The organism is Acetobacter suratthaniensis (assembly GCF_017377745.1).
GTDB lineage: Bacteria > Pseudomonadota > Alphaproteobacteria > Acetobacterales > Acetobacteraceae > Acetobacter > Acetobacter suratthaniensis.
Map to the genome: position 1 here is coordinate 260,962 of NZ_JAFVMG010000001.1, position 24,401 is coordinate 285,362.

The 24,401-nt window shown below is 56.5% G+C and carries 21 protein-coding genes; 13 read left to right on the top strand and 8 right to left on the bottom strand.

Going from position 1 to position 24,401, the window contains the following annotated elements:
• Nucleotides 1-5: 5 nt before the first annotated feature.
• Both J2D75_RS01255 and tsaD read right to left on the bottom strand, forming a co-directional pair.
• The gene (locus tag J2D75_RS01255) at nucleotides 6-827 is read right to left on the bottom strand and encodes a 23S rRNA (adenine(2030)-N(6))-methyltransferase RlmJ (RefSeq protein WP_207851971.1); all 822 of its coding nucleotides are present in this window, start codon (nucleotides 825-827) and stop codon (nucleotides 6-8) included.
• On the bottom strand, nucleotides 824-1,948 hold the full coding sequence (gene tsaD / locus J2D75_RS01260) for a tRNA (adenosine(37)-N6)-threonylcarbamoyltransferase complex transferase subunit TsaD (protein ID WP_207851973.1): 1,125 nt from the start codon (nucleotides 1,946-1,948) through the stop codon (nucleotides 824-826). The genes J2D75_RS01255 and tsaD overlap by 4 nt, the downstream gene beginning before the upstream one ends.
• A 147-nt stretch (nucleotides 1,949-2,095) precedes the next feature.
• On the opposite strand from tsaD, the gene hemC reads away from it, so the two are divergent.
• Both hemC and J2D75_RS01270 read left to right on the top strand, forming a co-directional pair.
• Nucleotides 2,096-3,172, top strand: coding sequence for a hydroxymethylbilane synthase (gene hemC, locus J2D75_RS01265; protein WP_207851975.1), 1,077 nt, complete (start codon nucleotides 2,096-2,098; stop codon nucleotides 3,170-3,172).
• Complete coding sequence (locus J2D75_RS01270; RefSeq protein ID WP_207851977.1) at nucleotides 3,147-3,953, top strand: uroporphyrinogen-III synthase; 807 nt, start codon at nucleotides 3,147-3,149, stop codon at nucleotides 3,951-3,953. The genes hemC and J2D75_RS01270 overlap by 26 nt, the downstream gene beginning before the upstream one ends.
• An 80-nt stretch (nucleotides 3,954-4,033) precedes the next feature.
• Here J2D75_RS01270 and secB read toward each other — a convergent pair whose 3' ends face one another.
• Nucleotides 4,034-4,531 carry a protein-export chaperone SecB gene (gene secB / locus J2D75_RS01275; protein WP_207851979.1) on the bottom strand — a complete coding sequence of 166 codons (498 nt, stop codon included), beginning with the start codon at nucleotides 4,529-4,531 and terminating at the stop codon, nucleotides 4,034-4,036.
• Nucleotides 4,532-4,834: 303 nt separating this feature from the next.
• Here secB and J2D75_RS01280 point away from each other — a divergent pair, with 303 nt between their 5' ends.
• Both J2D75_RS01280 and J2D75_RS01285 read left to right on the top strand, forming a co-directional pair.
• Entirely contained in the window at nucleotides 4,835-5,518 is a 684-nt protein-coding gene (locus J2D75_RS01280) for a Tim44/TimA family putative adaptor protein (RefSeq protein ID WP_207851981.1), read from the top strand.
• A complete protein-coding gene (locus J2D75_RS01285) occupies nucleotides 5,515-6,366 on the top strand; it encodes a DNA-methyltransferase (RefSeq protein WP_265782743.1) in 852 nt (283 codons plus the stop codon). Before J2D75_RS01280 ends, J2D75_RS01285 begins: the two co-directional genes overlap by 4 nt.
• A 22-nt stretch (nucleotides 6,367-6,388) precedes the next feature.
• Here the strand turns inward: J2D75_RS01285 and J2D75_RS01290 are convergent, their stop codons facing one another.
• Complete coding sequence (locus J2D75_RS01290) at nucleotides 6,389-8,086, bottom strand: methyl-accepting chemotaxis protein (RefSeq protein ID WP_207851983.1); 1,698 nt, start codon at nucleotides 8,084-8,086, stop codon at nucleotides 6,389-6,391.
• 501 nt (nucleotides 8,087-8,587) lie between these two features.
• Between J2D75_RS01290 and J2D75_RS01295 the strand changes: the two genes are divergently transcribed.
• The gene (locus tag J2D75_RS01295; protein ID WP_207851985.1) at nucleotides 8,588-10,006 is read left to right on the top strand and encodes a cytochrome-c peroxidase; all 1,419 of its coding nucleotides are present in this window, start codon (nucleotides 8,588-8,590) and stop codon (nucleotides 10,004-10,006) included.
• A gap of 158 nt (nucleotides 10,007-10,164) precedes the next feature.
• Entirely contained in the window at nucleotides 10,165-10,842 is a 678-nt protein-coding gene (locus J2D75_RS01300) for a Smr/MutS family protein (RefSeq protein WP_207851987.1), read from the top strand.
• A gap of 32 nt (nucleotides 10,843-10,874) precedes the next feature.
• On the opposite strand, the gene J2D75_RS01305 is transcribed toward J2D75_RS01300, so the two are convergent.
• Both J2D75_RS01305 and hemF read right to left on the bottom strand, forming a co-directional pair.
• Nucleotides 10,875-11,978 (bottom strand): hypothetical protein, encoded by a 1,104-nt coding sequence (locus J2D75_RS01305; protein WP_207851989.1) that lies wholly within the window; start codon nucleotides 11,976-11,978, stop codon nucleotides 10,875-10,877.
• Nucleotides 11,979-12,193: 215 nt separating this feature from the next.
• Complete coding sequence (gene hemF / locus J2D75_RS01310) at nucleotides 12,194-13,108, bottom strand: oxygen-dependent coproporphyrinogen oxidase (RefSeq protein ID WP_207851991.1); 915 nt, start codon at nucleotides 13,106-13,108, stop codon at nucleotides 12,194-12,196.
• 170 nt (nucleotides 13,109-13,278) lie between these two features.
• Here hemF and J2D75_RS01315 point away from each other — a divergent pair, with 170 nt between their 5' ends.
• The 7 genes from J2D75_RS01315 (at nucleotide 13,279) to J2D75_RS01345 (ending at nucleotide 21,621) form a co-directional block, all read left to right on the top strand.
• Nucleotides 13,279-14,484 (top strand): cytochrome b, encoded by a 1,206-nt coding sequence (locus J2D75_RS01315; RefSeq protein ID WP_207851993.1) that lies wholly within the window; start codon nucleotides 13,279-13,281, stop codon nucleotides 14,482-14,484.
• Nucleotides 14,481-15,272 carry a cytochrome c1 gene (locus J2D75_RS01320; RefSeq protein WP_243428380.1) on the top strand — a complete coding sequence of 264 codons (792 nt, stop codon included), beginning with the start codon at nucleotides 14,481-14,483 and terminating at the stop codon, nucleotides 15,270-15,272. Before J2D75_RS01315 ends, J2D75_RS01320 begins: the two co-directional genes overlap by 4 nt.
• Nucleotides 15,259-16,146, top strand: coding sequence for an S-methyl-5'-thioadenosine phosphorylase (locus J2D75_RS01325; protein ID WP_207851995.1), 888 nt, complete (start codon nucleotides 15,259-15,261; stop codon nucleotides 16,144-16,146). The genes J2D75_RS01320 and J2D75_RS01325 overlap by 14 nt, the downstream gene beginning before the upstream one ends.
• Nucleotides 16,147-16,250: 104 nt before the next feature.
• Nucleotides 16,251-17,384 (top strand): hypothetical protein, encoded by a 1,134-nt coding sequence (locus tag J2D75_RS01330; protein ID WP_207851997.1) that lies wholly within the window; start codon nucleotides 16,251-16,253, stop codon nucleotides 17,382-17,384.
• A gap of 313 nt (nucleotides 17,385-17,697) precedes the next feature.
• Complete coding sequence (locus J2D75_RS01335; protein ID WP_207851999.1) at nucleotides 17,698-18,711, top strand: lysylphosphatidylglycerol synthase transmembrane domain-containing protein; 1,014 nt, start codon at nucleotides 17,698-17,700, stop codon at nucleotides 18,709-18,711.
• A gap of 1 nt (nucleotide 18,712) precedes the next feature.
• Nucleotides 18,713-20,026 carry an NAD(P)/FAD-dependent oxidoreductase gene (locus J2D75_RS01340; RefSeq protein ID WP_207852000.1) on the top strand — a complete coding sequence of 438 codons (1,314 nt, stop codon included), beginning with the start codon at nucleotides 18,713-18,715 and terminating at the stop codon, nucleotides 20,024-20,026.
• A 14-nt stretch (nucleotides 20,027-20,040) separates the two neighbouring features.
• Nucleotides 20,041-21,621 (top strand): hypothetical protein, encoded by a 1,581-nt coding sequence (locus tag J2D75_RS01345; RefSeq protein ID WP_207852002.1) that lies wholly within the window; start codon nucleotides 20,041-20,043, stop codon nucleotides 21,619-21,621.
• A 24-nt stretch (nucleotides 21,622-21,645) separates the two neighbouring features.
• Here J2D75_RS01345 and J2D75_RS01350 read toward each other — a convergent pair whose 3' ends face one another.
• A complete protein-coding gene (locus tag J2D75_RS01350) occupies nucleotides 21,646-22,626 on the bottom strand; it encodes a family 43 glycosylhydrolase (protein ID WP_207852004.1) in 981 nt (326 codons plus the stop codon).
• Between the two features lie 397 nt (nucleotides 22,627-23,023).
• Nucleotides 23,024-24,163 (bottom strand): glycosyltransferase family 4 protein, encoded by a 1,140-nt coding sequence (locus J2D75_RS01355; RefSeq protein WP_207852006.1) that lies wholly within the window; start codon nucleotides 24,161-24,163, stop codon nucleotides 23,024-23,026.
• Nucleotides 24,164-24,401 lie beyond the last annotated feature (238 nt).

Consider the following 24,401-nt stretch of genomic DNA (forward strand, 5'->3'; position numbering starts at 1 on the left):
GTGGTTTATTCTGGAATAAGGGTGCTGACACTGCTTTCATGTGCGCCCAGAACGGTTTGCAACCGGGCCAGCAGAGCCTGTGCGTCCTGTGCAAAACCATAAGGGGGCTTGATCACCATCAGCCCTGAGCCATTCAGCCGTTCGGGGTCATGGGGCGGGCGCATCAGCAGTTCAGCCTTCAGCACATCGCGCATGCCTGTCTCTTTCAGGGTTTCTTCAAAAGCGCGTACGGGTGCGCGGTGTTTGATAGGGTACCACAGCGCGATGACAGCGGGGGCAAAGCGTGTGTGAATGGTGTGCAGGCCCTTGGCCAGCCGCTCGAACTCGTTGGGTTCCTCAAAAGGCGGGTCCATCAGCACCAGCCCACGGCGGGCCTGTGCGGGGGGCAGCAGGGCGCGCAGGCTTTCATAGGCATCGCGTTCATGTACCTGCACATTGGGTGTGCGGGCGAATACGCGGTAGAGTGCGCGCTTGTCCTCGGGGTGCTTTTCGCAGCAGATCAACTGATCCTGCGGGCGCAGCATGAGCGAGGCCAGTAGGGGGGAGCCGGGATAAAAATGCGGGCCACCCGCCCGGCGCACCAGCTCCAGCCAAGGGGCGAGCGGGCTGTCCGGGCTTTCGTGTTCAAGACGACCGATCCCGTCTTTCCACTCGCCGGTTTTTTCCGCCTCCGGGCCTTGCAGGTCGTAACGGCCTATGCCCGCATGGGTGTCCAGCACCATGAATGGTGTGGGTTTACGCAGGAATGTGCCGAGCAGGCTGACCAGCAGGGCGTGTTTCATGCAGTCGGCGAAATTGCCTGCGTGGTAGGCGTGGCGGTAGTTCATGACAAAGACCCGGCGGCTGACTGGTTGTGAGGGGGCGTAAAACGGCTGGCCATTTCTTCAAGCGGCCAGCGTGGGCGAGGGCGTAGGGTGATGTCGGTAAAGGGTGTCTGCCCGCGCCGAGCGGCTTCTGCCCATGTTTCCAGCGCGGCCCAGCCAACCATCACGGCATTGTCCGTGCATAGGCGCAGGGGCGGGGCGGCAAAGCGGCAGCCCCGGCTTTGGGCGGTTTGTTCCAGCTGGGCGCGCAGTACCGAGTTGGCGGCCACACCGCCAGCGGCCACCAGCAGGCGGGCGGCGGGCATCATGTCCAGCGCATGGTTGATCCGGTCGGCCACCACATCGGCCACGGCCTGCTGGAAAGAGGCGGCCAGATCAGCCGCGAAAGGCCGGGGCAGGGGCGTGCGCCCATAAGGGGCCAGTTTCTGGGCAATGGCGGTTTTCAGGCCTGAAAAGGAAAAATCGCAACCGGGACGGCGGATCAGCGGGCGGGGCAGGGCGATGGCATCGGGCTTGCCCTCACGTGCGAGCTGTTCCAGTGCCGGGCCACCCGGCCAGCCCAGACCGAGCATTTTGGCAACTTTATCGAAGGCTTCCCCCGCGGCATCGTCAATCGTACCGCCGAGCTTGCGGTATTGGCCGATTCCCTCCACGGCAATGCACTGGCAATGCCCGCCTGAGACCAGCAGCAGAAGGTAAGGGAAGGGGGCGCCACCCTCCACCAGACCGGGCAGGCGGGCTGTCAGGGCATGGGCTTCGACATGGTTGACCGCGACAAAAGGACGGTTGAGCGCCAGCGCCAGCCCTTTGGCAAAGCCGCTGCCTACGATCAGCCCGCCAATCAGCCCCGGCCCGGTGCTGGCGGCCACCATCCCCAGTGCTGAAGCTGGCAGGGCGGCGTCCTTCAGGGTGGCGCGTACCAGTTCAGGCAGCAGGCTTAGATGGGCGCGTGCCGCGATTTCAGGCACCACACCACCGAAATCTGCATGGCCGTCCTGCGAAATGACCCGTTGCGCCAGTATGGTTCCCTCTGGTGCAAGAATGGCACAGGCAGTTTCGTCACAGGAAGACTCGATCGCCAGCACGGGGCCGGGTACCAAGGCGCATGCGGTGGAGACGTTCATGGACGCCCCCCCGAAAAGCCTGTATTGTGCCACCCATGCAACAGGTTGAGAGGGGCGGAATGCTTTTCTGGTCGCGCAGGCGTTACAAACCAGCCGGGCTTCATTGCGTCTTGTCCTTTCGTTCGTCCCGGTAAATAGACACATCTTATGGATTCAGCCCACCCCTCTCCCGCCGTCCTGTCTCCCGCTTTGCAGGAGATTGCGGCAGAAGCCGCCGCCCGCCAGAAAAAGGCAGGTGGTCATTCAGGCCGTCACTCGCTGCCCCTCAGGGTTGGTACGCGCGGTTCGCCGCTCGCACTGGTGCAGACACGCGCCTTCCTGACAACGCTGACGAAATTCTGCCCTGTCCTGCGGGATATGGGCGCCTTTCAGGAGCACCAGATCAACACCACAGGTGATCAGGTGCAGAACCGGAGGCTGGCGGAAATCGGAGGCAAAGGCCTCTTCGCCAAGGAAATTCACGAAGCGCTGGCTGATGGCCGGATCGACTTTGCGGTGCATAGTCTCAAAGACCTTGAAACCACGCTGCCGCCGGGCCTTGTGCTGGCCTGCACGCTCAAGCGTGAGGATGCGCGTGATGCGCTGATTCTCGGCCCCAGTCTGGCCCCGACCGACCCGGATGACCCGTATTCCGCGCTGCCTCACGGGGCGATGGTTGGCTGCGCTTCCGTGCGGCGTCAGGCGCAGATGCTGCATGTGCGGCCCGACCTCCAGTTCGGCCTGCTGCGCGGTAATGTGCAGACCCGGCTGGACAAGCTGGCCGCCCGCCAGTGCGATGCCACCCTGCTGGCCCTTGCTGGCCTCAAGCGTCTGGGCATGGCGGATCGGGCCAGTGTGGTGCTGGCTCCGACCATGATGGTGCCGGCCGCAGGGCAGGGGATCGTGGGCGTGACCGTGCGTGAGGACGATATCGAACTGCGCGAACTGCTTTCCGCCATCGAGGATTACGAGGCCCGCGCCGTAGCCACGGCCGAGCGTGCCCTGCTGGCCGAGCTTGATGGTTCGTGCCGCACACCTATCGGGGGCTATGCCCAGCTTATTCCTGTTGTGGCGGGCGGTGCGCCTGAGCTGCACCTGACCGGACTTGTGGCGCGGGAGGATGGCTCGTTCCTGCTCAAGCGTGCCATTAGCGGTGCGCCGGAAGATGCGGCGCGTCTCGGACACGAGTTGGGTCGTAGCCTGCGGCGTGACAGCCCGGATGATATTTTCGAGGAAACGCTCTGAGCATGAGCGGCTATCCGGTTTTTTCCTGCCGGGCAGGGTGAGCCGGGGCATTGTCATTACCCGACCGGAACCCGGTCTGGGTGAGACACTGGCGGCGGTGGAACAAGCCGGGTGGCGGGGATATGCCTCACCCGCGCTTGTTGTGCGCAGCCGCGTTATGGCGTCTGGCGAGGCACGGGGGCGCAGGCACCCTGTTGCCGCTCTGCTGCTGACAAGCGGGCAGGCCGTGGCGGCGGTGGCGCAGGCTCTGCCTATGGGTATCAGCTTTAACCTGCCTGTTTTTGCCGTTGGCGGACGCACGGCTGAACGCGCCCGTGCCGCCGGATTTACGCAGGTTTACAGTGCAGATGGCGATGCTCTGGCTTTGGTGGGCCTGCTGCGCCAGCGCTTGTCGCCCAAGGCCGGGCCATTGCTGCTGGCCTGTGGTGCCGGGCAGGGGGGGGCATTGGCGGCCGCTTTGCGGAGCGATGGTTTTCGGGTTGTGCGTAGGGTTGCGTATGAAACCCGCTCGGCCTCTGGCCTGCCCGCCGAGGTGGCAGGCGCGCTGCATGAGGGACGGATTGCAGTTATCGCGTTTTTTTCGGCCCAGAGTGCCAGAAGCTGGTTTGATGGCCTGCGCGATGCGGCGTTGCGTGCGGCGGCTGTCAGAACGGTCGCACTGGTGCTGTCTCCTGCTATTGAACAGGGGGTACGCTCACTGGGCTGGCAGGGGCCGGTAGTTGTGGCGGCCCGGCCAGATGCGGCGTCCATGCTGGCGGCACTGGAGCAGGTGCCGCTTTAACCGCTCTGGGCTGCGGGCCATAAAAAAACCCTCCCCGGTAAGGGGGAGGGTTTTTTCGTTCCGTGCGACCCAGTGCGGGATCAGGCGTGACCGGCAGCCTGCGGGAACTCGGCGCGGCGTGCCTGCCAGAGTGCCACAAAGTCGATGGGCTGCAGCACGATAGGCGGGAAACCGCCATCGCGCGTGACATCGCTGATGATGTTGCGGGCATAGGGGAAGATCAAGCGCGGGACTTCCACCAGCAGGATCGGCTCGATCAGTTCCTGCGGCGGGTTGGTCAGGGTTACAACGGCGGCATAAACCAGTTCGGCAATGAAAACGGTGCGGCCGGGTGCGCCACCTTCGGTTTCGGGGCTTTCCTTGGCTTCTGTCTTGATGCTCAGGATAACCTCGTAAATCATCTGGTCGTCCTGCAGGCGGTTGGCCTGCACGTCGATATTGACGCCAATCTGGGGCTGGTTGCGCAGGGTGGCGAAAATTTCAGCGCCTGCGGGAACCTCGAAGGACAGGTCGCGCGTGTACTGCAGGTTGATGGAAAGCGGCAGTGCGGGCGGCGTGGGCTGTGCTGATTCAGACATGATCTATCGATTTTCCTGCTGTCGGCTTTTGACTCTTCTGCGGTAGCACGCCTGCGCGCCTTCGCCAACCGGGCCAGAGTATTGCGTGTCTGCGGGGGAGGTGGGGCGGCAGGCTAGGTGTCCGGATACGGGCGCTCTGTGGTTGCGTGGCACGGGTTGTCAGGTATGGTGGGGCATGCTGGCGGTGTGGGCGGCATTGTCTCCGCTCCACAGTGTGACTATGTGATAGGGATGGGCCGCGGCAATACCGCAGGGTTGAAGTGGCGGTGCCCCGTTCCAGAGATGATGGTGGACACGAGACAGATGTTTTTTACTTCCGGTCATTTCCCGGTGGATCTGGTGCTTCTGGCGTTGGTTGCGGCTTTTCTGGTACTGCGCCTGCGGAGTGTGCTGGGCAAGAAGGTAGGCCTGCAGGCTCCCCCTTTGCCGATTGTGCCCCGGCCGGACATGCTGGCCCGTGTGGTGGATGCGCCGGTTGAAGCGCCCGAGCCCGCCTCGGTTGCGTGTGAAGTTCCTGGGCCGGGCACGCGGGTTGGCCAGTTGTTGCAAGCGCTGACCCAGCAGGATGCAAGCTTTTCCCCCCAGCCGTTCCTTGCCAATGTGAGCACGGTTTTCCCGCAGGTTGTCATGGCTTATGCGGACGGAAACCGCAGTGTCCTGCAGACCTATCTGGTTCCGGCTGTCTATGAAATTTTCGATAACGCCATCAAGGCGCGTGATGAAGCCGGTGAAAAGCAGCGTACTGAAATCAAGAGCCTGCGCTCTCTCGCTATTGAGGATGTGCGGCTGAACACCCGCGAGGGTGTCAGCACGGCAATGGTTGATGTGCGTATCGTGTCTGACCAGATCAGCCTTGTGCTGGATCGCGAAGGCCAGCCTGTAACCGGTACCGATGCCGTGACCGAGTTTTCGGATCTGTGGACGTTTGAACGGGTTATGGGTGAGAGCAGCAATGGCTGGCGCCTTGCGGCGGCACGCAGTGCGTGAAGGCTGATATACGGGCCAGTAACGCACAGGCTGAGGCTCCCGCACGCGTCAGGCGTTACCGGGTTGGGCAGCAGCAGATTGTACTGGGCGACTGCCTGCGCGTACTCCGCCGTATGGCGGAGGGATCGGTCGATGTTATCGTGACCTCGCCCCCGTATAATATCGGGCTGTCTTACCGCAGTTACGAAGACCAGCGGGGCGAGGAAGACTATCTGGACTGGATGGTGGCGGTAGCAGCCCAGCTTCGCCGTGTTCTGAAGCCGAACGGGTCTTTTTTTCTCAATATTTCCGGCTCATCCACCCAGCCATGGCTACCGTTTGAACTGGCGGTACGCCTGCGTGACCTGTTCGCGCTGCAAAACCATATTTCGTGGGTTAAATCCATTTCGGTCGGGCAGGATAGTTTCGGCCATTTCAAGCCCATGAACAGCCAGCGTTACCTGCATCGTGGGCATGAACATATCTTCCATTTCACGCGCGATGGTGAGGTTATGCTCGACCGGCTAGCGGCTGGCGTACCCTATAAGGACAAATCCAACATTACCCGGCGCGGGCATAGTCAGGATCGCCGCTGTCGGGGGGATGCGTGGTTTATTCCTTATGAGACAGTCAGGGGCCGGGCGGAAAAATTTGATCATCCCGGCACATTTCCCATAGCCCTGCCCGAGCAGTGCATCCTGCTGCATGGGCAACCCAACGCAGTCGTGCTCGACCCGTTCATGGGTACGGGTACAACCCTGCTGGCAGCCCAGAAGCTGGACTGTCAGGGAACGGGGATCGAGCTTGACCCCCAGTACGTGGCCGTAGCCCGCGCCCGACTGCGGGAAAGCCGCAAGGCCGGGGCGTAACGACAGCCCTGACGAGGTAAGGCTACTCGGCGGCACCCACCAGAGCTGGAGCCAGTGTGGAGAGTGTCTGGCTTCCTGTATGGAACTGTCCAATCAGAGCCATAAGGTTTTCGGCTTCCGTGCCCAGACTGTTGGCTGAGGCCGTAGCCTGCTCCACCATGGCGGCATTCTGCTGGGTAACCTGATCAAGCTGGCTGACCGTTTTATTGATCTGCGCCAGACCGGTAGCCTGTTCGTTGGCGCCACCGGCAATTTCTGAAACCAGTGTGTCGATCTGCACCACCTGTTCTGCAATGGTGTGCAAGGCCTCCCCGGTTGAACCAACCAGCGTAGCGCCCTGATCAATTTGGGCAGCGGAATTGGAAATCAGAGTGCGGATGTCTTTTGAAGCCGTTTCCGAGCGCTGGGCCAGTGTGCGCACTTCCGCCGCCACAACAGCAAAACCTTTGCCTGCCTCGCCCGCGCGGGCGGCTTCCACCCCGGCATTGAGTGCCAGCATGTTGGTCTGGAGTGCAATCTGTTCGATCATGCCTGTGATCTGGGAAATTTTTCTCGATGTTTCCTTGATCTGTGCCATGGCGTTTATGGCGTTGTTCACCACATCTGCCGCCTGTGCCGCGCTGGCCCGCACGGTGGAGGCCGCCTGTGCCGCGTGCCGTGCGCTTTCGGCGCTGTGGGTTACGGTTGTGGTGATCTGGTTCAGGGTTGAGGCGGTTTCTTCCAGACTGGCGGCCTGTATCTCGGTACGGCGCGCGAGGTCGTTGGAGGCCGCGGCGATTTCATGCGCCCCGTTACCAACCGAATCGATAGAGTTCGAGATTGTGGTGATGGTCTGCTCCAGATTTTCAATGGCCGCATTGAAATCGGTGCAAAGCGTTTGATAGGCGGGATCGGCGGCATTATCGAGCCGGTGGGAGAGAGAGCAGTGCGCCAGCTTGTCCAGACCACTGCCAATATCGGCAATGGTGCGGGTGCGTGGGGTGACATCGTTTGCGAATTTGACGACTTTGATAACCCGGTTTTTGTGATCGAAAATCGGGTTGTAGGAAGCCTGAAGCCAGACAACCTTGCCGTTTTTGCTAATCCGCTTGAACTCATCGGAAATAAACTCACCCGCTCGAATTTTTTGCCAGAAAAGCGCGTAGTCCGCAGTATCCGCCTCGCCGGGGGCGACAAACAGGCGGTGGTGTTTGCCTATGATTTCGCTGCGGTCATAGGACATGGTTTCTAGAAACCGGTCATTGGCATCCAGAATCTGGCCTTCGGGCGTGAATTCTATCATGGCCTGCGCGCGTGAAATGGCGGTTAGCTTACCGCGTGTTTCCGCAGCCCGGCGCGCGGCATCCGTGGTAACCGCCGCAACCTTGACCACCTTGTACACCCTGCCCAGCACATCGCTTACCGGGTTGTAGGAGGCCTGTAGCCAGATTTCCTGCCCCCCCTTGCCGATGCGGACATATTCCTGCGCATCGAACATACCGCTGGCCAGCTTGTTCCAGAACGCCGCGTATTCGGCGGTTTTGGTATATTCAGGATCGACAAACATGCTGTGGTGCCGCCCACGGATTTCTTCCAGCCGGTAGCCGGTGGCGGCGCAGAAATTTTCGTTGGCCGTCAGGATTTTACCCTGTGGGTCGAACTCAACAATCGCAAATGAACGTTCAATGGCGGACAGGGTCGATTTTGCGTCTGCCCATCCGCCCGGCAATGATTTCAACATGCGATGTGGTTCCTTGGTTTAGGCGTGTACGACGGATAAAAGTGATGGTTCCCCCATCAGGATAATGGGGGTGGAATGGGCAGAAACTGGGTGGACGAGAGTCGTGCCAGTGTATTCTGGCGGCCCTGTCTGGTGGTTGGGGCTTTTTACTCAAATATCCCGAGCTGTCTAGGGTGTTGTGCTCTGTGGGTTTCTTTCGTTGGCCACATTACTTACTGGCAAAGTATTTGTTTTGAGTGCTTTGGCGGCTGGATAGCGTGCGCATCAGCCTCGAATACTTTTATGTCAACGCTGTGTTAATATTATGCGACATGTGTTGAAGTGGTGGCGAAAATAAGGTCGAGCGGCTATTATCGAATTGTTCAATGATTATGACCAAGATAATCGTTTTGACATTTCATTCGGCGGTCAGCACAGTCCGCCATGCAAGCACGGGCGGCATTAAGCACGCCGGGGACAGCGGTTTTTCAGGCCGCTGGAATAGACGAGGGAGCGCGGGTTTTGAAACGGATAATTGTTGGTCTGGTCGGAGCGGGGGTTGTGGCCTATGGCGGGGTTGTCGCCTTTCTGCAGCATTTCGATCATGAGACAGCCCCGCGTCTCACGGCGGTATCGCCCACGAACAAAGACCCCGTAGCGCTGGCGGCTTTTAATGTCCTGAGCGATGCGCGGTGCGATTACTGCCACACAACAGGGCGGGAACTGCCGTTCTACTTCCATCTGCCGGTTGCCAATCAGTTGATGGAAAAAGATCTGGTGCAGGGCCGCAGGCATTTCCGTATTGAACCGGTTCTGGAAGACTTCGAGAAAGGTGTGCCTCCGAGTGAGGAACAACTGTCGCGGATCGAGGAAGTGATTGTCCAGAACCGTATGCCACCCACGCTGTACCTGCTGATGCACTGGCACGCCCACCTGTCCAATGCAGACAGGCAGGCCGTTCTGACATGGGTGCGTGATACCCGTGCGCGTTACTATGCCAATACGGGTGCGGCTCCGGCCTTTACGGGTGAGCCGGTGCGGCCTGTGCCGGAGCAGGTGGCCGTAAACGACGCGCAGGTTGCGTTGGGCCGCAAACTGTTTTTCGATACCAAGCTGTCCGGTGATAACGCTTCGAGCTGCGCAAGCTGCCATGATCTGAACCGGGGCGGTGTCGATCGCCTGAAAACCGCAACCGGCATTGGTGGACAGAAAGGGCCGATTAACGTCCCCAGCGTTTATGACGCCTACTTCAAGATTGCCCAGTTCTGGAACGGTCGTGCGCCTGATCTGGTCGCGCAGGCCGCAGGCCCTGTCATGAACCCGGTTGAAATGGGCTCGCATGATTGGGGTGCGGTCGCAGACAAGCTGAACGGCGATCCCGCATATGCTGATCTGTTCAAGGCTGCTTTCGGGCCTTCAGTGGTTATCGACCAGCAGAGCATCACCACCGCCATTGCAGAGTTTGAAAAAACCCTGATCACGCCCGATAGCCCGTTCGATGATTATCTGAAGGGCAAGAAAGACGCGATCAGCCCGCAGGCTATCCGTGGGTATGAGCGCTTCAAGGCTATTGGTTGCTCCGGCTGCCATAGCGGTATCGGGCTGGGTGGTGGCGCCTATGAAGCCATGGGTCTGGAAGGTGATTACTTCAAGGATCGTGGTGGCCCGGTGACTGATGCGGATGAAGGGCGTTACGCCGTAACACACGAGGAGGGCGACCGTTCTCGCTTCGTGGTGCCTAACCTGCGTAACATCGACCAGACCGCGCCGTATTTCCATGACGGCAGTGTGAACACACTGGAGGAGGCCGTGCGCAAGATGGCGCGTTACCAGACGCCGGACACCAACCCGTCCGATCAGGATGTGGCGGATATTGTGGCGTTCCTCAAAACCCTGACCGGGCGTTACGATGGGCAGTCACTGGCTGATATGAAGCCCTGATAAGGCGATGTTGAGGGCCGGAAGACACTCTTCCGGCCCTTTGGTCTTGAAAAACGGCTCGGCGGCGGGTGATACACTGGCTGTCCGGGCTTTTTTTGTTTGTGTCGCGCCCGGATCATTTGGCACACGAACCGGCCCGGAGCCGGGGTGGAGATAACGTGGCGGGACGACGCAGGAGCTTGAGAGAGGATGAGCGGGCGCTCTGGGCGCTGGTGGCGCGGGATGTGGCGCCCCTGCGTTCTGCGCGCCGCCTGCCACCCGGTGCGGATACGCGACAGGCCGAACCGGGCCGGGACAGACCACCTCAGCATGAGGGCGGGCCATCGCTCATAAACCGTGCGGTGCACCCCCTGCGGGCGGAAGGCACGGGTGGGGAGGACAGAGCGGCGGCCCTGTCCATGGAGCAGCTTCTGTCCATGGGGTTTTCTGGTGTGCCGGGGCCATCCGTGCGGGTGGCGCTGGTGCCGGCCTCCGCCGAGAAGATCGGCCAGCGCCAGCCCGGTGTGGATGACTATAACTGGCGGCGTTTTTCGCAAGGCGGGATGCGGGCTGACCTGCGGCTCGATCTGCACGGGATGGTGGCGCAGGATGCTTTTCGCCGGTTGATGGAGTTTCTGGATGTCGCGACCCGCCGTGGGGCGCGCTGTGTCGAAATCATTACCGGACTGGGTTCAGGGCAGGAGGGGGGTGTTCTGCGGCGTGAATTGCCCATGTGGCTTGAACGCCCGGAAATTCGCTCCAGAATTCTGGGGTTGGCCTATCCGCATGTTGGCAACAAGGGGTCTGTGCGGGTTTTGCTCAGGTGCAGGAAAACCGGCCCTAAAGCTGGTTCTTAAGTATTTCGGAGCTGTGCTGGGGACTGAAAAAATCAGCCGGGATGTGTGGGGTCGCGCCAGCGGGGCAGGTTGAGTGCTAACCAGCGGCGGATTGTCATAATCAGGCTGACATCGGGCATGGTGTCGTTATAGAGCGCCATGCAGGTGGGGCCGGTTTTGATACTTTCGCGATTTTCTGCCGCAGCATTGCTGATAGTCGGGCGCGTTGCGCTGATTTCCGCCGCGTGGCGCCAGCGGGCAACGGCGGCAGGGGGTGTCAGCAGGGGTAGCAGCAGGGCCGTTTTGATACTGGCGGCCGTGGCCAGTGCCTGCCATGCGCTGGCCAGAGGTGTTTGCGCGATCTTGCGCCGCTCGTGTTGCAGCACGGTCATGAAACCGGGTGGCAGAGCGGGTTCTGAAACAGGCAGGGCATTGGGGGTGTTAATAAACAGCGGTACAAAGCCCTGCTTGCCCAGCGTGGCGATGCGCGCTTCGTATTCCCTGTCGAGCGGGATCTGAATGACATCCACAGTGCCTGCGTACAGGGCGTCCATAGCGCTTTCAGGCGTTGCATAGCCGCTTACGGGCAGGGGGCGCAGGCCGAGCAGATCAAGGGCGAGGAGCGTGGGCAGTTCCGGCCCTGTAGGGCGAGAGACCGCCACCCGCGCCTTGCGGTTGCCCAGCAGCGCCCCCAGAGAGAGATGCAGCGACACATGCCCGATGGTAACGGTGGGCTGGCAGGCCATGAAAACTGGTAGCCAGCGTTCATAATCGTAATGTACCCGCGCATCGCCCAGCATGGCGGCCAGCATGACCGTGCCCGGTGCCATAAGGGCGCTGGGGGCATCGGGTGCCTGTTGCTGGGCGTCAAACAGGTTGGCCCCGGTTACGCCATCCCATCCCAGAGCATGGCTGAGGGTGAACGGGCTGGGGCGTTGCAGGTTTTCTTCCAGCAGAGGTGTCAGCAGCGAGGCCCACCGACCGCTGGGTGTTTCCGGGGTGCCCGCCACGATCAGTTGTGTCAGCGATCTTGTCTGGGGGGGCAGGGAGTCGTTCAGGCTGTTTTCCGCCCGTGCCACATTGCCCGAGAGGCTGGGCGCAAGCAGGCTCACCCCAGCGCCACCTGCCAGACCACCAAGGAAAAGGCGACGGGACAAAGAGGGGGCCGCCTTTCTACCGGGAGAGAAAAAGCAGCGGGTTCCATCGGGCAAGGGCAAGCGTTTACGATCCTTTTCTGACAACCTGACCCATTCTAGGCCAGATTGGCGGCAGAATCACGGCAGATTTATCCACCGTGATCGTGCAGGCGCTTTTTTGGGCAGAAGGAGGGAGCCCGTCGGGTATGGTGGTGTGTGGTTTCAGGCCTGCCTGCTCAGGGCCATTTTACCGCCGGGGGCATGCTCATCAGAATGGCCTCGGTATTGCCGCCGGTTTTCAGGCCGAACAGCGTGCCACGGTCATGCAGCAGGTTAAACTCCACATAACGGCCACGGCGGACAAGCTGGGCCTCGCGCTGTTCGGGCGTCCAGCTTTCCATCATGCGATTGCGGATAATGGCCGGATAGGATTCCAGAAAAGCCAGCCCCACATCACGGGTGAAAGCAAAGTCCATCTCGGCGTTGCCGCTGTCCAGACGGTCATAGAAAATACCGCCCAGGCCGCGTGGCTCATCGCGGTGGGGCAGGTAGAAATACTTGTCGCACCAGGCTTTGAAGCGCGGATAGTATTCCGGGTTATGGGCGTTACAGGCCTTGGCGAACGCCGCATGAAACTGGGCGGCATCGTCCTGTGCGGCTTCGCTGGCGGGGAACATGGGCGTAATATCGCCCCCGCCGCCAAACCAGCCCTGCGTGGTAATGATCATGCGGGTGTTGAAATGCGCAGCCGGCACCAGCGGATTGCACAGATGCGCCACAAGACTGATCCCCGTTGCAAAAAAATGCGGATTATCCGATGCGCCGGGAATGGTGGCCGCGAATTCGGGTGAAAACGTACCCTGCACGGTCGAGACATTGACCCCCACCTTTTCAAACACCCGCCCACGCATCACGCTCATGACGCCACCTCCACCGTGGGTGCCATCCTCGGTCGGGCGCTGCCATGCCTGTCGTTCAAAACGGCCTGCGGCTTCGTAGCCCGGCAGGGTGGGGCTGGACTGTGCTGCCGCTTCATCCTCAATCTGCTCAAACGCGGCGCAGATCCGGTCACGCAGGGTTTCAAACCATGCGCGCGCAGGATCCCTCAGCAGGTCATGCGACGGCACGGAGGCAGGTTGGACGGCTGTCATGGCGTATCGTTCTTCCGTTGTGTGTCCTGTGGGGCCGGTGGCGGACTCGCGCGCCGGCAAGTGTGTGTAGGGGTGCCCTTCCCGGCGGGTCATTGCAAGACTGCTCAATTCGCCGTTAATACCCAAAGCCCGTCAGCCAAGGCGTGGCCGGATGCAGGGAGTAGAGCCGCATGGGCGATAAAACGCCATCTTGCCAGCACGGGAATACGGGCACCCCGCAGGGTGATACCGGGCCTGTGGCCTTTGCGCGCGCCTATGCCGGGCTACCATTACCCGCCACCCTGAACTGGTGGTGGACATTCGGCGCGGTGCTGGTGGCGGTGCTGGGGCTGATGCTGGCGACCGGACTTTTTCTGGCGCTGACCTACACGCCCGATGCAGGGCTGGCATTCTCCAGTGTCGAGAGTATCGAGCGCCGCGTTCCTTATGGCTGGCTGCTGCGGGCCATGCACATGACCGGCGCGTCTTTCTGCATGGCGGCACTGTATGTGCATATCCTGCGCGGGCTTTATTACCGCTCTTACCTGCCCCCGCGCCGTGCGGTGTGGGGGAGTGGCTGCGCTTTGATGGCCATGCTGATGGTAACCGCCTTTGCCGGGTATGTGCTGCCATGGGGGCAGATGTCTTACTGGGGGGCCGATGTGGCTGGCCGGGCCGTAGCAACGCTACCACTGGTTGGTGGCTGGCTTGGGCGCATGGTGCTGGGTGGAGAAAACCCCGGAACGGCCACGCTGCACCGGATGTTCGTGCTGCATTTTGCTCTGGCATTTGTCATTATCGGTGGCATTGCGCTGCATGTCATGGTGCTGCACAGGCGGGGCAGTTCCAGCCCTTCGGGGCGTTTGGTATCGGCGCGGGATCGGATGCTGCCATTTCATCCGTATTTTACCGTGAGGGATATGCTGGCGGTTGTGCTGGTGGCGCTGGCCTTTGTGCTGGTTATGGGGCTGTGGCCGGAGCTGATTGCCGAACCCGCCAACTACCGCCCAGCTAATCCATTGCATACGCCCGTTGATATTGAGCCTGAATGGTACTTTCTGCCGTTTTACGGCATGATGCAGGTTGTGCCGTATCAGCTTGGCGGTGTGCTGCTGGCCGGAGGGGCCGTGGCCGTGCTGTTTGCCGTGCCTTGGCTGGATAGGGGCGGGCGGGCTGGAGAGCACCCGATTGTGCGTCTGCTGGCTCTGGCGTTGATGGTTGTGGCCGCTGTTATGGCGGCCAGTGCGGGGCGGCACCATGCGCAGGGTGTGTGGTTGCTGGCGGGGCGCGTGGCCATAGCGGTGTATTACGCCTATTTTCTGCTGTTTCTGCCCTGGCTGGGTGGGGCTGGCCTGCCCGATGCGCAGGATGATGATGAAAAGGAGGCCCGCGCATGAGCCGGTTTATGGTGGCCTGCGCGGCAGCCCGTTCTGTGCGTGGGGTCAGGCTGGTTCTGGCCGGAGTGTTGTTGCTGGCAGCGCCCGGTCTGGCGGCTGCGGATAGCAAGCCGGGGGCGCCTCCTGCATGGTCGTTTAATGGCCCGTTGGGGCATTTCGATCTGGAATCCGTCCAGCGCGGGTATGCGGTGTATGCGGCGGTGTGTTCGGCCTGTCATGGGTTGGAGCAGGTGCATTTTTCCGACCTCGCAGGCATGGGGTTGAAAGTCGAAGATATTCAGGCGCTGTCCGCCGCACGCCAGATTGCAGATGGGCTGGATGCGCAAGGCCGGGTGCAGCGTCGTCCCGCGCGCCCGGATGACAGGATTCTGTCGCCTTATGTCAGCCCGGCGGCGGCCCGTGCAGCCAATGGTGGTGTGGTTCCGCCTGATCTGTCACGTATTGTCATGGTACGCCCCGGCGGGGCTTCGCGCATTTACAGTCTGCTGACAGGCTACGCCCCAAATGCGCAGTGGCAGGATGATAGGGGCTTTAGAAACCCTTATGGCATCAACAATTTTACTGCCATGCCGCCGCCGCTGCATGATGGCGGGGTGCAGTATGCGGATGGTACAGCCCCCACGGCTACGCAGCAGGCGCGTGATGTCACCACCTTTTTAGCGTGGATTTCAGCCCCTCATCAGGATGAGCGGCGCAGGCTGGGAGTGGGCGCGGGGCTGTATCTGTGCTTTCTTGCGGCCCTGTTTATGATCCTTACCCGGAGAATCTGGTCACATGTCAGAAAATGAAACCGTGGAACCCGTCATCGGCCTGATCGGTGGTTCGGGTCTGTATGATATTGACGGCCTGCAGGACAAGGAATGGCGTACGGTGGAAACCCCGTGGGGCAGTCCTTCCGACCAGTTGCTGTTCGGTCGGCTTGATGGCGTGCGGTGTGTGTTTCTGCCCCGCCACGGCCGGGGCCACCCCATTCCGCCCACAAAGCTGAATTACAAGGCCAATATCGCCGCGATGAAGATTTCCGGCGTGACGGATATTGTCTCGCTGTCCGCGGTGGGGTCTTTGAAGGAAGAACTGCCGCCGGGCACTTTTGTCGTGATCGACCAGTTTATCGACCGCACGATCGCGCGTGAGAAAAGCTTTTTCGATACCGGTTGCGTGGCCCATGTTTCCATGGCTGACCCGCTGTGCAACCGCGTGGGCGACACGCTGGAAGCGCAGGCCCGTGCACTGGGTATTGATGTGGCCCGTGGCGGCACGTATCTGGTGATGGAAGGCCCGCAATTTTCTACCCGTGCGGAAAGCGAACTGTACCGCACATGGGGTTGCTCCGTTATTGGTATGACCAACATGCCCGAAGCCAGCCTCGCTCGTGAAGCCGAGATCTGCTACGCGACCGTTGCGATGGTAACGGATTATGACTGCTGGCACACCGAGCATGACAATGTGAGCGTGGATAGCGTGGTCAAGATCATGCAGGCGAACTCCGCCAAGGCCAAGGCTCTGGTCAAGGCCGTTATTCCGGCTCTTGGTGGGAGCGCTCGCCCGCATTGCCACGCAGGCTGTGACCGCGCGCTGGAATATGCAGTGATTACCGCCCCCGAAAAGCGTGATCCGGAACTGATTGCCAAACTCAAAACCGTAGCCGGTCGGGTTTTGTAAGCTAACCCCCACAGAATGGCCTGAGTACGAAACGGCAGGTGTAAAACCTGCCGTTTTTGTTGCCCTGTGCAGGGCGGGAGTCAAAAACAAAAGCGATGTTTCATATGAAAATAAAAAAAATGCAGGATTTCTTTGGGAAGGCTCAAAAATCCAATCTGCATTTTTTTTGTGCTTTGGTGCTGATGTGTGGGCTATCGCTTGCAGTTCAGGCCATTATCTCCCTGCCATGGGGGGGGATGGTGGCAGCATCATGTCGGTGGGATTGTTTTTGGTATCAGGACATCGTGCAGAATGGCTATCCTGTCCTGCCACGTTTGTATGATGATTTCAGACCTGCTCAAGCCAGTTGGGCATTTTTTCCATTATACCCACTTTTGACCATTTTCACGCAAAAGCTCTTGCATCTTGATGGCACGGCTTCAGCCTTGCTGATCAATATCCTGCTGTGGCCAGTGCTGATTGTTTTGTGCTGGACTGATCTTTTTCTGAGGAAAATAGAGGTCAACAAGATTTATTTTGCTCTCTTTTTTATTATATACCCATTTAATATTTGGTACTACGCACAATATTCAGAGGCTCTTTACGGAACCCTTCTGATGGCAGCTATCGTTTTTCTCAGAAAGAACAGGCCGGATATCACGGCGCTGCTGTGTGCGTTTTTGGCTATCGCCAGACCCACAGGTTTTATTATGGGGGCCTGTATTGCTGTCTGGTGGCTGTTTCACAAAGCAGAAAACTCCCTTGTCCTGAACGGTCTTTCTGTTCGGGAGAGGGTTACGAACAGCCTGCTCATTCTGGCAAGTAGTGGAGCCGGGCTTTCTGTATATGTGCTGTATCTGTTTCATACCATGGGTGATGGTTTGGCCTTTGCTCATGTTGAGGTTGCATGGGGTAAGGAGTTTCATTTTTTTGTATATAATATTATTCACTCGTTTACCCTTAAAGGGCATTTAAGCTCCATATATTGTATTGCGATCATATTTACTGTGTGGAAAATGTATAGGCCGGGCTGGAGTCTGAATTTATTGCTCGCTGGCGTTACGGCTATTCTTTCCATATCTGCTGGTCTGGTGTCTATAGAACGATATTTTTTCGGTAATCCACTGGTTATCGAGTTTCTGGCATATATCGCGCTTTCACAACGCCCCCCTGTAAGAATGGGTATTCTGGGTGGGTTGGCTATCATGCGTATTGCCGCGAGCTTTATCTGGTATAGTAATAGTGGGTGGTTGTTGTGAAATTACTACTTGCCTTGGGTCTGTTTGTTTTTGATGCGTGGGCGCTCTATGTTGGCCTTCATCCACGTGTTTCTGATGTGTATAGGCAGTATTATATTACACATCAGATTTCCACGGATGAATATTTGAAAATTCAGCGTGCGCAGCATTGAAAGCAATGGTAAGGCACGTTCCCTCATTGTTCATGAATGGTAATATAGTACGAGGCGTCATGTTTCTGAGAGTATGTTACTTTTCTTCGTGCTGTAGATCGTTTAAAAGAGCGCATCATTAACAATTTTCGGAATATTGTTTTGATTTCAGGTGATGGTAAATGAACTATAAGCGCATTATAAAGTTTGCAATAGGTATTTTCACATCTATTTTTTTTATTGCTCTAGTGCTTCGTTCAGTGTCATTTGAAAATCTGGCAGAATCTCTTGGTGGCGCAAAGCTTGATACCTTGGCAGTCAGTATTGTGCTGCTGGTTATCGCTTATGTGCTGCGTATAAAGCGTTCCCAGATCATGTTGGTGGCCGTTAACCCCAACATTACTTTCGGCCGAAGCGCTGTTCCCTATATGGTGTCGATCGCAGCGAATAATGTTTTGCCATTTCGGGTCGGAGATATTCTGCGGGCCATAAATTTCTCGCCATGGCTGGGAGTTTCCACAGCCAGTATTCTTGCTGTCATGATGCTTGAACGCCTGATGGATCTTCTGGTGATCATCGGCTTTTTTGGTGGCGCATTGTTTCTGTTCCACGCGCAGGAAAGCCGGGAGCTGGCATTACAGCATTCGACAGCACTGTTTCTGATTCTGGGTGCTGTTCTGATCGCCGGTTTTCTGTTTTTTCCCATGCTGCTTCGCTCGCCCGTTGAATGGTTTATGGCGGTTATCAAGTATTTTGTGCCCAAGCTTGAATCAAAAATACGCCCGTTTATAGATAGAATATTTCGCACACTTACAGTTATAGTGCACAGGCCCCTGATGTTGCTGCTTCTGGGGTATACTATTCTGTCGTGGCTTTTTGAGGCCTATACGTTTTATATGGTGGCGTGTGCCATTCCCAATATGGTTAATCCTGCCGCAGGCTGGCTGGCAATGCCGGTGGGTACACTTTCAACGGCATTGCCCTCTAGCCCCGGTTATGTTGGCACGTTTCATTATTTTGTTACTGTTGCCGCCCGCGCTTTGGGCAATAGCCCTGATGCCTCGACCGCGTTCGCTATTCTGATCCATCTGGTTCTATGGTTGCCGGTTACGCTTTGCGGCGCCTTGTGTTTTGTTTATTGGACAATCAAACGTTCCAGTGCTTTTCCTTCCCATTCTGCAAACAGCGAATTCTGAAATGTCGAAAATCCTTTCGTCCTTCACCATTGTTGGTGGTGGTTTTTCCGGCTTGAGTGCAGCCTATGACCTTGCGCGCGCAGGGCATCAGGTCACGCTGCTTGAGGCAGATGCCCATGTTGGCGGGCTTGCTGGCGCGTTTGATACAGGCGGGGAAAGGCTGGATCGTTTTTACCATCATTGGTTTACGAACGATCTGGAAGTCATGGGGCTGGTTCGTGACGTCGGTCTGACGGACGAGATTGTTGTGCAGCCGACAAAGACTGGCATGTATTATGCCGGTAATTTTTTCAAACTTTCCACACCCCTTGATCTGCTTAAATTCAAGGCTCTGCCTTTTATCGACCGTATCCGTCTGGGTGTGTTGACCTTGCGGGCGCGCCACGTAAAGGACTGGCGCTCTCTTGAGAATGAAACTGCTGCTGACTGGTTGCGTAAGCTAGGCGGGAAAAACGTTTTCCGTGTGGTGTGGGAGCCCTTGCTTGCGGGTAAATTCGGCCCTTATGCAGAAAAAATTTCCGCCGTCTGGTTCTGGAACAAGTTGAAGCTGCGTGGCGGCAGTCGTGGAAAGGGCGGAGAAGAGCGTCTGGTTTATATGAAAGGTAGCTTTGCCAAATTGGCGGAAGCTACGGCTGACGGTATTGAAAAAGCAGGAGGGCGGGTTGTCTGTAATGCGGCTGTTAGCAGTATAAAGCCTTTGGAAAATGGGCGCTGGCAGGTTTCAGGAGCGTGGGGCAGTGTTGAAAGCGACAAGGTGATCGCAACCACTGCACTCCCCCTGATAGCGGATATGGTGGAAGACTGGGCAACGCCAGACTACGTGGCAAGCCTGCGCCGTATCGATTATCTGGCCAATGTCTGCCTTGTGCTGCAGCTTGATCGTTCGCTTTCTTCAACATACTGGCTGAACGTCAATGATCCCAGTTTTCCATTTGTGGGGGTTATTGAGCATACCAATTTTGAAAAAGCATCCAGTTATGGAGGCAATCATATTGTTTATCTGTCCAAATACCTGCCGCATACTGATGCCCTGTACAAGATGACGGCTAAAGAGGTTTTGGATTTTGCCTTGCCGTATATTCAAAAAATGTTTCCTGAGTTCGACCTGTCATGGGTGCGTAAATATGATGTCTGGAAGGCTCGCTGGTCGCAGCCTGTGGTGGAAAAGCACTATTCTGCGCTTATTCCTCCGGTGAATGGGCCGCAGTCTGGCTTTTTCCTGTGTTCAATGGCCCAGATTTATCCTGAAGACCGTGGTACAAATTATGCCATTCGTGAAGGGCGTAAGCTGGCGGCTAGTTTGATCAAGAGTTGACGGCAATTTTTGCAATGAAAAACGTAAACTATGTGTTTTATGCGGTAATATTTATTATTACACTGATTGCATCGTTTTTGAGGCCTATTTATAACTGGGATCTTGATCATGAAATGTATTTTGGCTCTCGTTTGTTGAGCGGAGAACTTCTCTGGACAAAAGAGTTTCATGATAAATTGCCGTTTGTGGCGCTTATTTTTTTGGTTCCAGCTTATTTTAAAAGTGTCTTCGTATTTAAAATAATATCCATTTTTTCAATATGTATTTTCTCTTTTTCTCTATGTGCCGTTTCAAATAAAATTTTTACAAAAAAAGGTAGAAGCAATGAGGGAATATTGTTTTCTGCTCTTATGTTTTTCCTTTTGCTCTATTTTTCTTATGATTCGATAACAACGATAAACTGTATAGCAGTTAGTTTTTATGGCACTTCGTTTCTGTTGATTTTGTATGATAATTTTTACAATAAAATAAGAACCATTGTAGATAGAAGCTTGGTATTGTTTTTTGCTTCCGGCTTGGGTGCAATGGCGGTCTCTATCAGGCCGTATTATATTGCTAGTCTTGGGGTAACACTCGTTGGCTCGATAGTGTTTTCCCAAGGGAATAGTCAGGCAGGTGAAAGGCTATTTACTTTACGGAAATGTCTAAAAATATCGATATGGGGAGCGGCTATTGGTGTATGGGGTGGGGTTTTAAATATTCTGCCGTACGCTCTGACAGGGCAGATATCCGCCTTTCATGATGGTCTTTTAATGCTGGGTAGCCATATCAATCCGCTTTCAGCCGTGCATGACTTTTTTGACCGTATGAGAAAATTTCCTGATATCCTTTTATGGGGTTCATGGATTTTTATGATTATATTTGTGTTTTTTTGTAAGAAAGAAAGCAATGAATATAAGATATTTTGGATTTCCATGTTTTCAGCATTGGCTATGGGGATCTATATAATATCAAACCATTATTGGTGGCATTACATACAGCTTTTTTTCGCCAATTACTGCATTTGTGTTCTTTCTGTGTTGTCTCTTGTGCAGGCCCCGAATGGGCTACGTATTCCATTTTCAAAAATTGAAAAAATACGGATGCAGTTTTTGTATCGTGTATTCTTGGCACTATTTTGTATTTTTGTGTTATTTGATTTGAAAAAAGAAGCGGCTATTGCAGAAAACATTAAAAATGAAGATACGGCTTTCTGGAAATCGACCTCGTATAACTGGAAAGAAGATTTGTTTCGTGATTATCTGCAAAAAAATTATGTTAACTCGAGGCCGAGCTTTCTGTTTCCCGATGATATGAAGGCACATTGGCTATTAGGTGAAGAACGGTATCATTTTCCACATTCAGCAAATACACAGCAGGTTTTTCTTGGGTGGTGGAAAAACATTACCTTCAGAAGTGCTCATTTTTTTGTAATAAGCAATGGCGAACAGTACTGCGAGAAAATCCGCTCAAATGGGCCAGAGCTGGTGGTTGTGCAGCCGGATTCTTTGCTACTGCCGTGTATGAAAAGTGCCGCATCTGGCTATCAGCTACAGGATACGCTGGAGAATTCTGTCGGTAAAATAATGATTTTCAGGCGGGAGGTGCAGCCCTGATTTGCAGGGCTGCGGTGGTCGCTATCAGGATTCTGCGGGAAAGCCGAGCGATTGTCCTTCATGTGTCGCCATGCCGATCTGTTCTGTATGACGGCGTCGTGCATTGAAGAACATGACCCAACCTTTATCCGTCAAAACAGCGGCAGGCTTGTAAATGGCATCCCGATCCCATTCAAAAAAGTTCAGCAGGCCGGACGGAGCCTGCAGGATCGGGTTGCTGGGGTGTCGTTCCCATTGGTCGATACCGTTGCGTGAGCGGGCTAGGCAGATCGCGGCGTGGTTGGTATCTGCAAAACCAATATAAAACATATAATACCATCCATCGACATAATGGACGTTACAGGCCGTTACTTTAGCCTTTTCCCAGGGATGTTCAGCAGCGGATGTGAAAATCGGGGTGGGGTGTTTCTGCCATGTTTTTCCGTCAGCGCTGGTTGCTAATCCAATGCCATCGGGTTCGTATTGCTCGCCTGCGGAATAGTACATGCGCCACAGGCCCGTTTGTTCATCAATAATGATATCCGGGCACATGACAGATGTTTTTTCCCAAGGCTCACTGGGCCAGAGCACGGGGGTGGATTGGGTGCGGGTCCATTTCAGCCCATCGGGGCTGGTGGCGTAGTAGATGCTTGATGTGGTTTGGGTCTGACCAGTAAACCACATATGATAAACACCATCACGCTGGATAACGGTGCAGCGATTGACTTCTGTCTGTCCATTCTGTTCCGGGTCAAGGCCAAGAACAACCTGTGGTGCCGACCAGCTCACACCATCATGGCTTTCGCAGTAGGCTATACTGTGTTGGGGCCGCCATGAAAACCACATGCGAAATTTGCCGTTATCGAGCAGTACATAGGGATCAAAGCATGTGCCATATTCTCCCCCGATAACCGGATTGCCCTTAAAAAACTGCCAGTTGCTTCGAGCATTCCCCTGAGAGCAGCCAGAAAGGGCCAGTAGGGAGGGGGCTGCGAGCATGGCGAGGGATTGTCGTCTTGTAATCACAGTAATTGCCTTATTCCATTAAACCGGACAGCCGGGTGAATATGAATGTTTCAATGTCTTGTTTCTGTGTGTATGGCGGCTCTCTGTTGTGGAGGCAACGTACCCATACCCCTTTCCATTCTGCTGAGTGAGAGGCGGTAATATGGTGCTGATCGAAACATTTTTGGGAAGATGAAGGAATGGGTTATGGGGTCTTTCTCGCACCAGTGATGTAATCCTGGGTATGGTATGCGGCACAATGGGCAATGCCTGCCTTGCTATGGCAGGGTGTATAGAAATATTGTCTGTTGCTTTTATTATATAATATAATGTTTATATTTATCGTGCAGAAATATTATTCTTTATTTCTCTCGCGTAGCTCATGGTTTTTATAAGGGACCGGGGGCGCATAAAAAGCTTATGGCTCACGATCAGGGTTGCTGAGCGCGGCATAGGCATCGGCGTATTCTCGGCACATGGTTTCGATGGAGCATGAATGGTCTACGAAGGCGCGGGCCTGCTGGCCCATGTCATGTGCTGTGGCAAGAGAGCGGCTGGCTTCACGCATGGCAGTTACCAGCCCGTTTTTGTTCTGAGGGGGGGCGAGCCAGCCAGTAACGCCCGGCAGCACGATTTCGGGAACACCCCCGCTAGCAAACGCCACAACCGGGCGGCCCATCGCCATGGCTTCAAGAATGGTCAGGCCGAGTGGTTCATCACGCGAGGCGCTGACACTGGCATGGGTCAGTGTTGCCGCTACTCTGGGGTCAGATTGATAGCCAAGGAAGCGGACCCGGTCTGTCAGCCCGAGTGTGCGCGTTAGCTGCTCCAGTCCTGCCCGCTGGCTCCCATCGCCAGTAACGACAAGATGGCAGTCTGGTAAGTGCGTCATGGCGTGGATGACCAGATCAACCTGTTTCCAGGCTTCAAGGCGGCAGGTGATGCCGAAGGTAAAAGGGCTATCAGACGGGAAAGGCACGGGAGAGAAATAATGTGTGTCCACGCCGTTGCGTGCAACGCGCAGGCGCGGGATCATGATGGGATCGTGTGCCGCGACAAAGCGGCGCACGTAATCGCTTACGCACACGACCAGATCGGTATTGCGGAGCGCCCAGCGGCGGAACAGCGCACAGCTTGGATCCGTGTAATGATGAAGCCCGTGCTCTGTCCGCAGAACCGGTACACCGCAGAGCTTGGCCGCGCGTACGCCCGGAATATGCGAGGCATACGTGTGAACATGCACGATGTCCGCTTGCTCGGTTCTGATAGCGTTGGCAATCCAGCGGATGTCAACAGGCCCGAAGGAGCGCCACAGATAAGCTAGCGGATGCAGGGCGGATGGCCCGTGGTCGTATATTTTTAGTCCGGCATCCCGGAACTTGGCGCGTAACTGTGGATTGGGGGTAAACAGGGCAAGGGCATGCGTGGCCCCGGTTTGCTCCGGTCGGGTGGCAAGGTCGATCAGCAGCCGTTCAGCGCCTCCTATATCGCCAGCGACCACGACATGCAGAACGCGGATGGGACGAGCGGTTACAGATGAGGGCTGATGAGGGTTCATTGGACGGGCCGGATCAAGAGCGACATGGCTGCCTGCCTATTCTGAATAGGGGCGGGGGTTTTGAGCACGTGCGCGACACAAGTCAGCCGGGTTTGGCTGCATGTCAGATGCACAGTGCTGCATTGAGTGAACAGCATCCCGAGCGGTTCTGAGTGGGCAGCATGACAGGGAATGGTGGGCATGGAGCAGATCAGTGTTCCGGCACTAGGGTCTTGTGAACGCAGACCGTACGAAACAG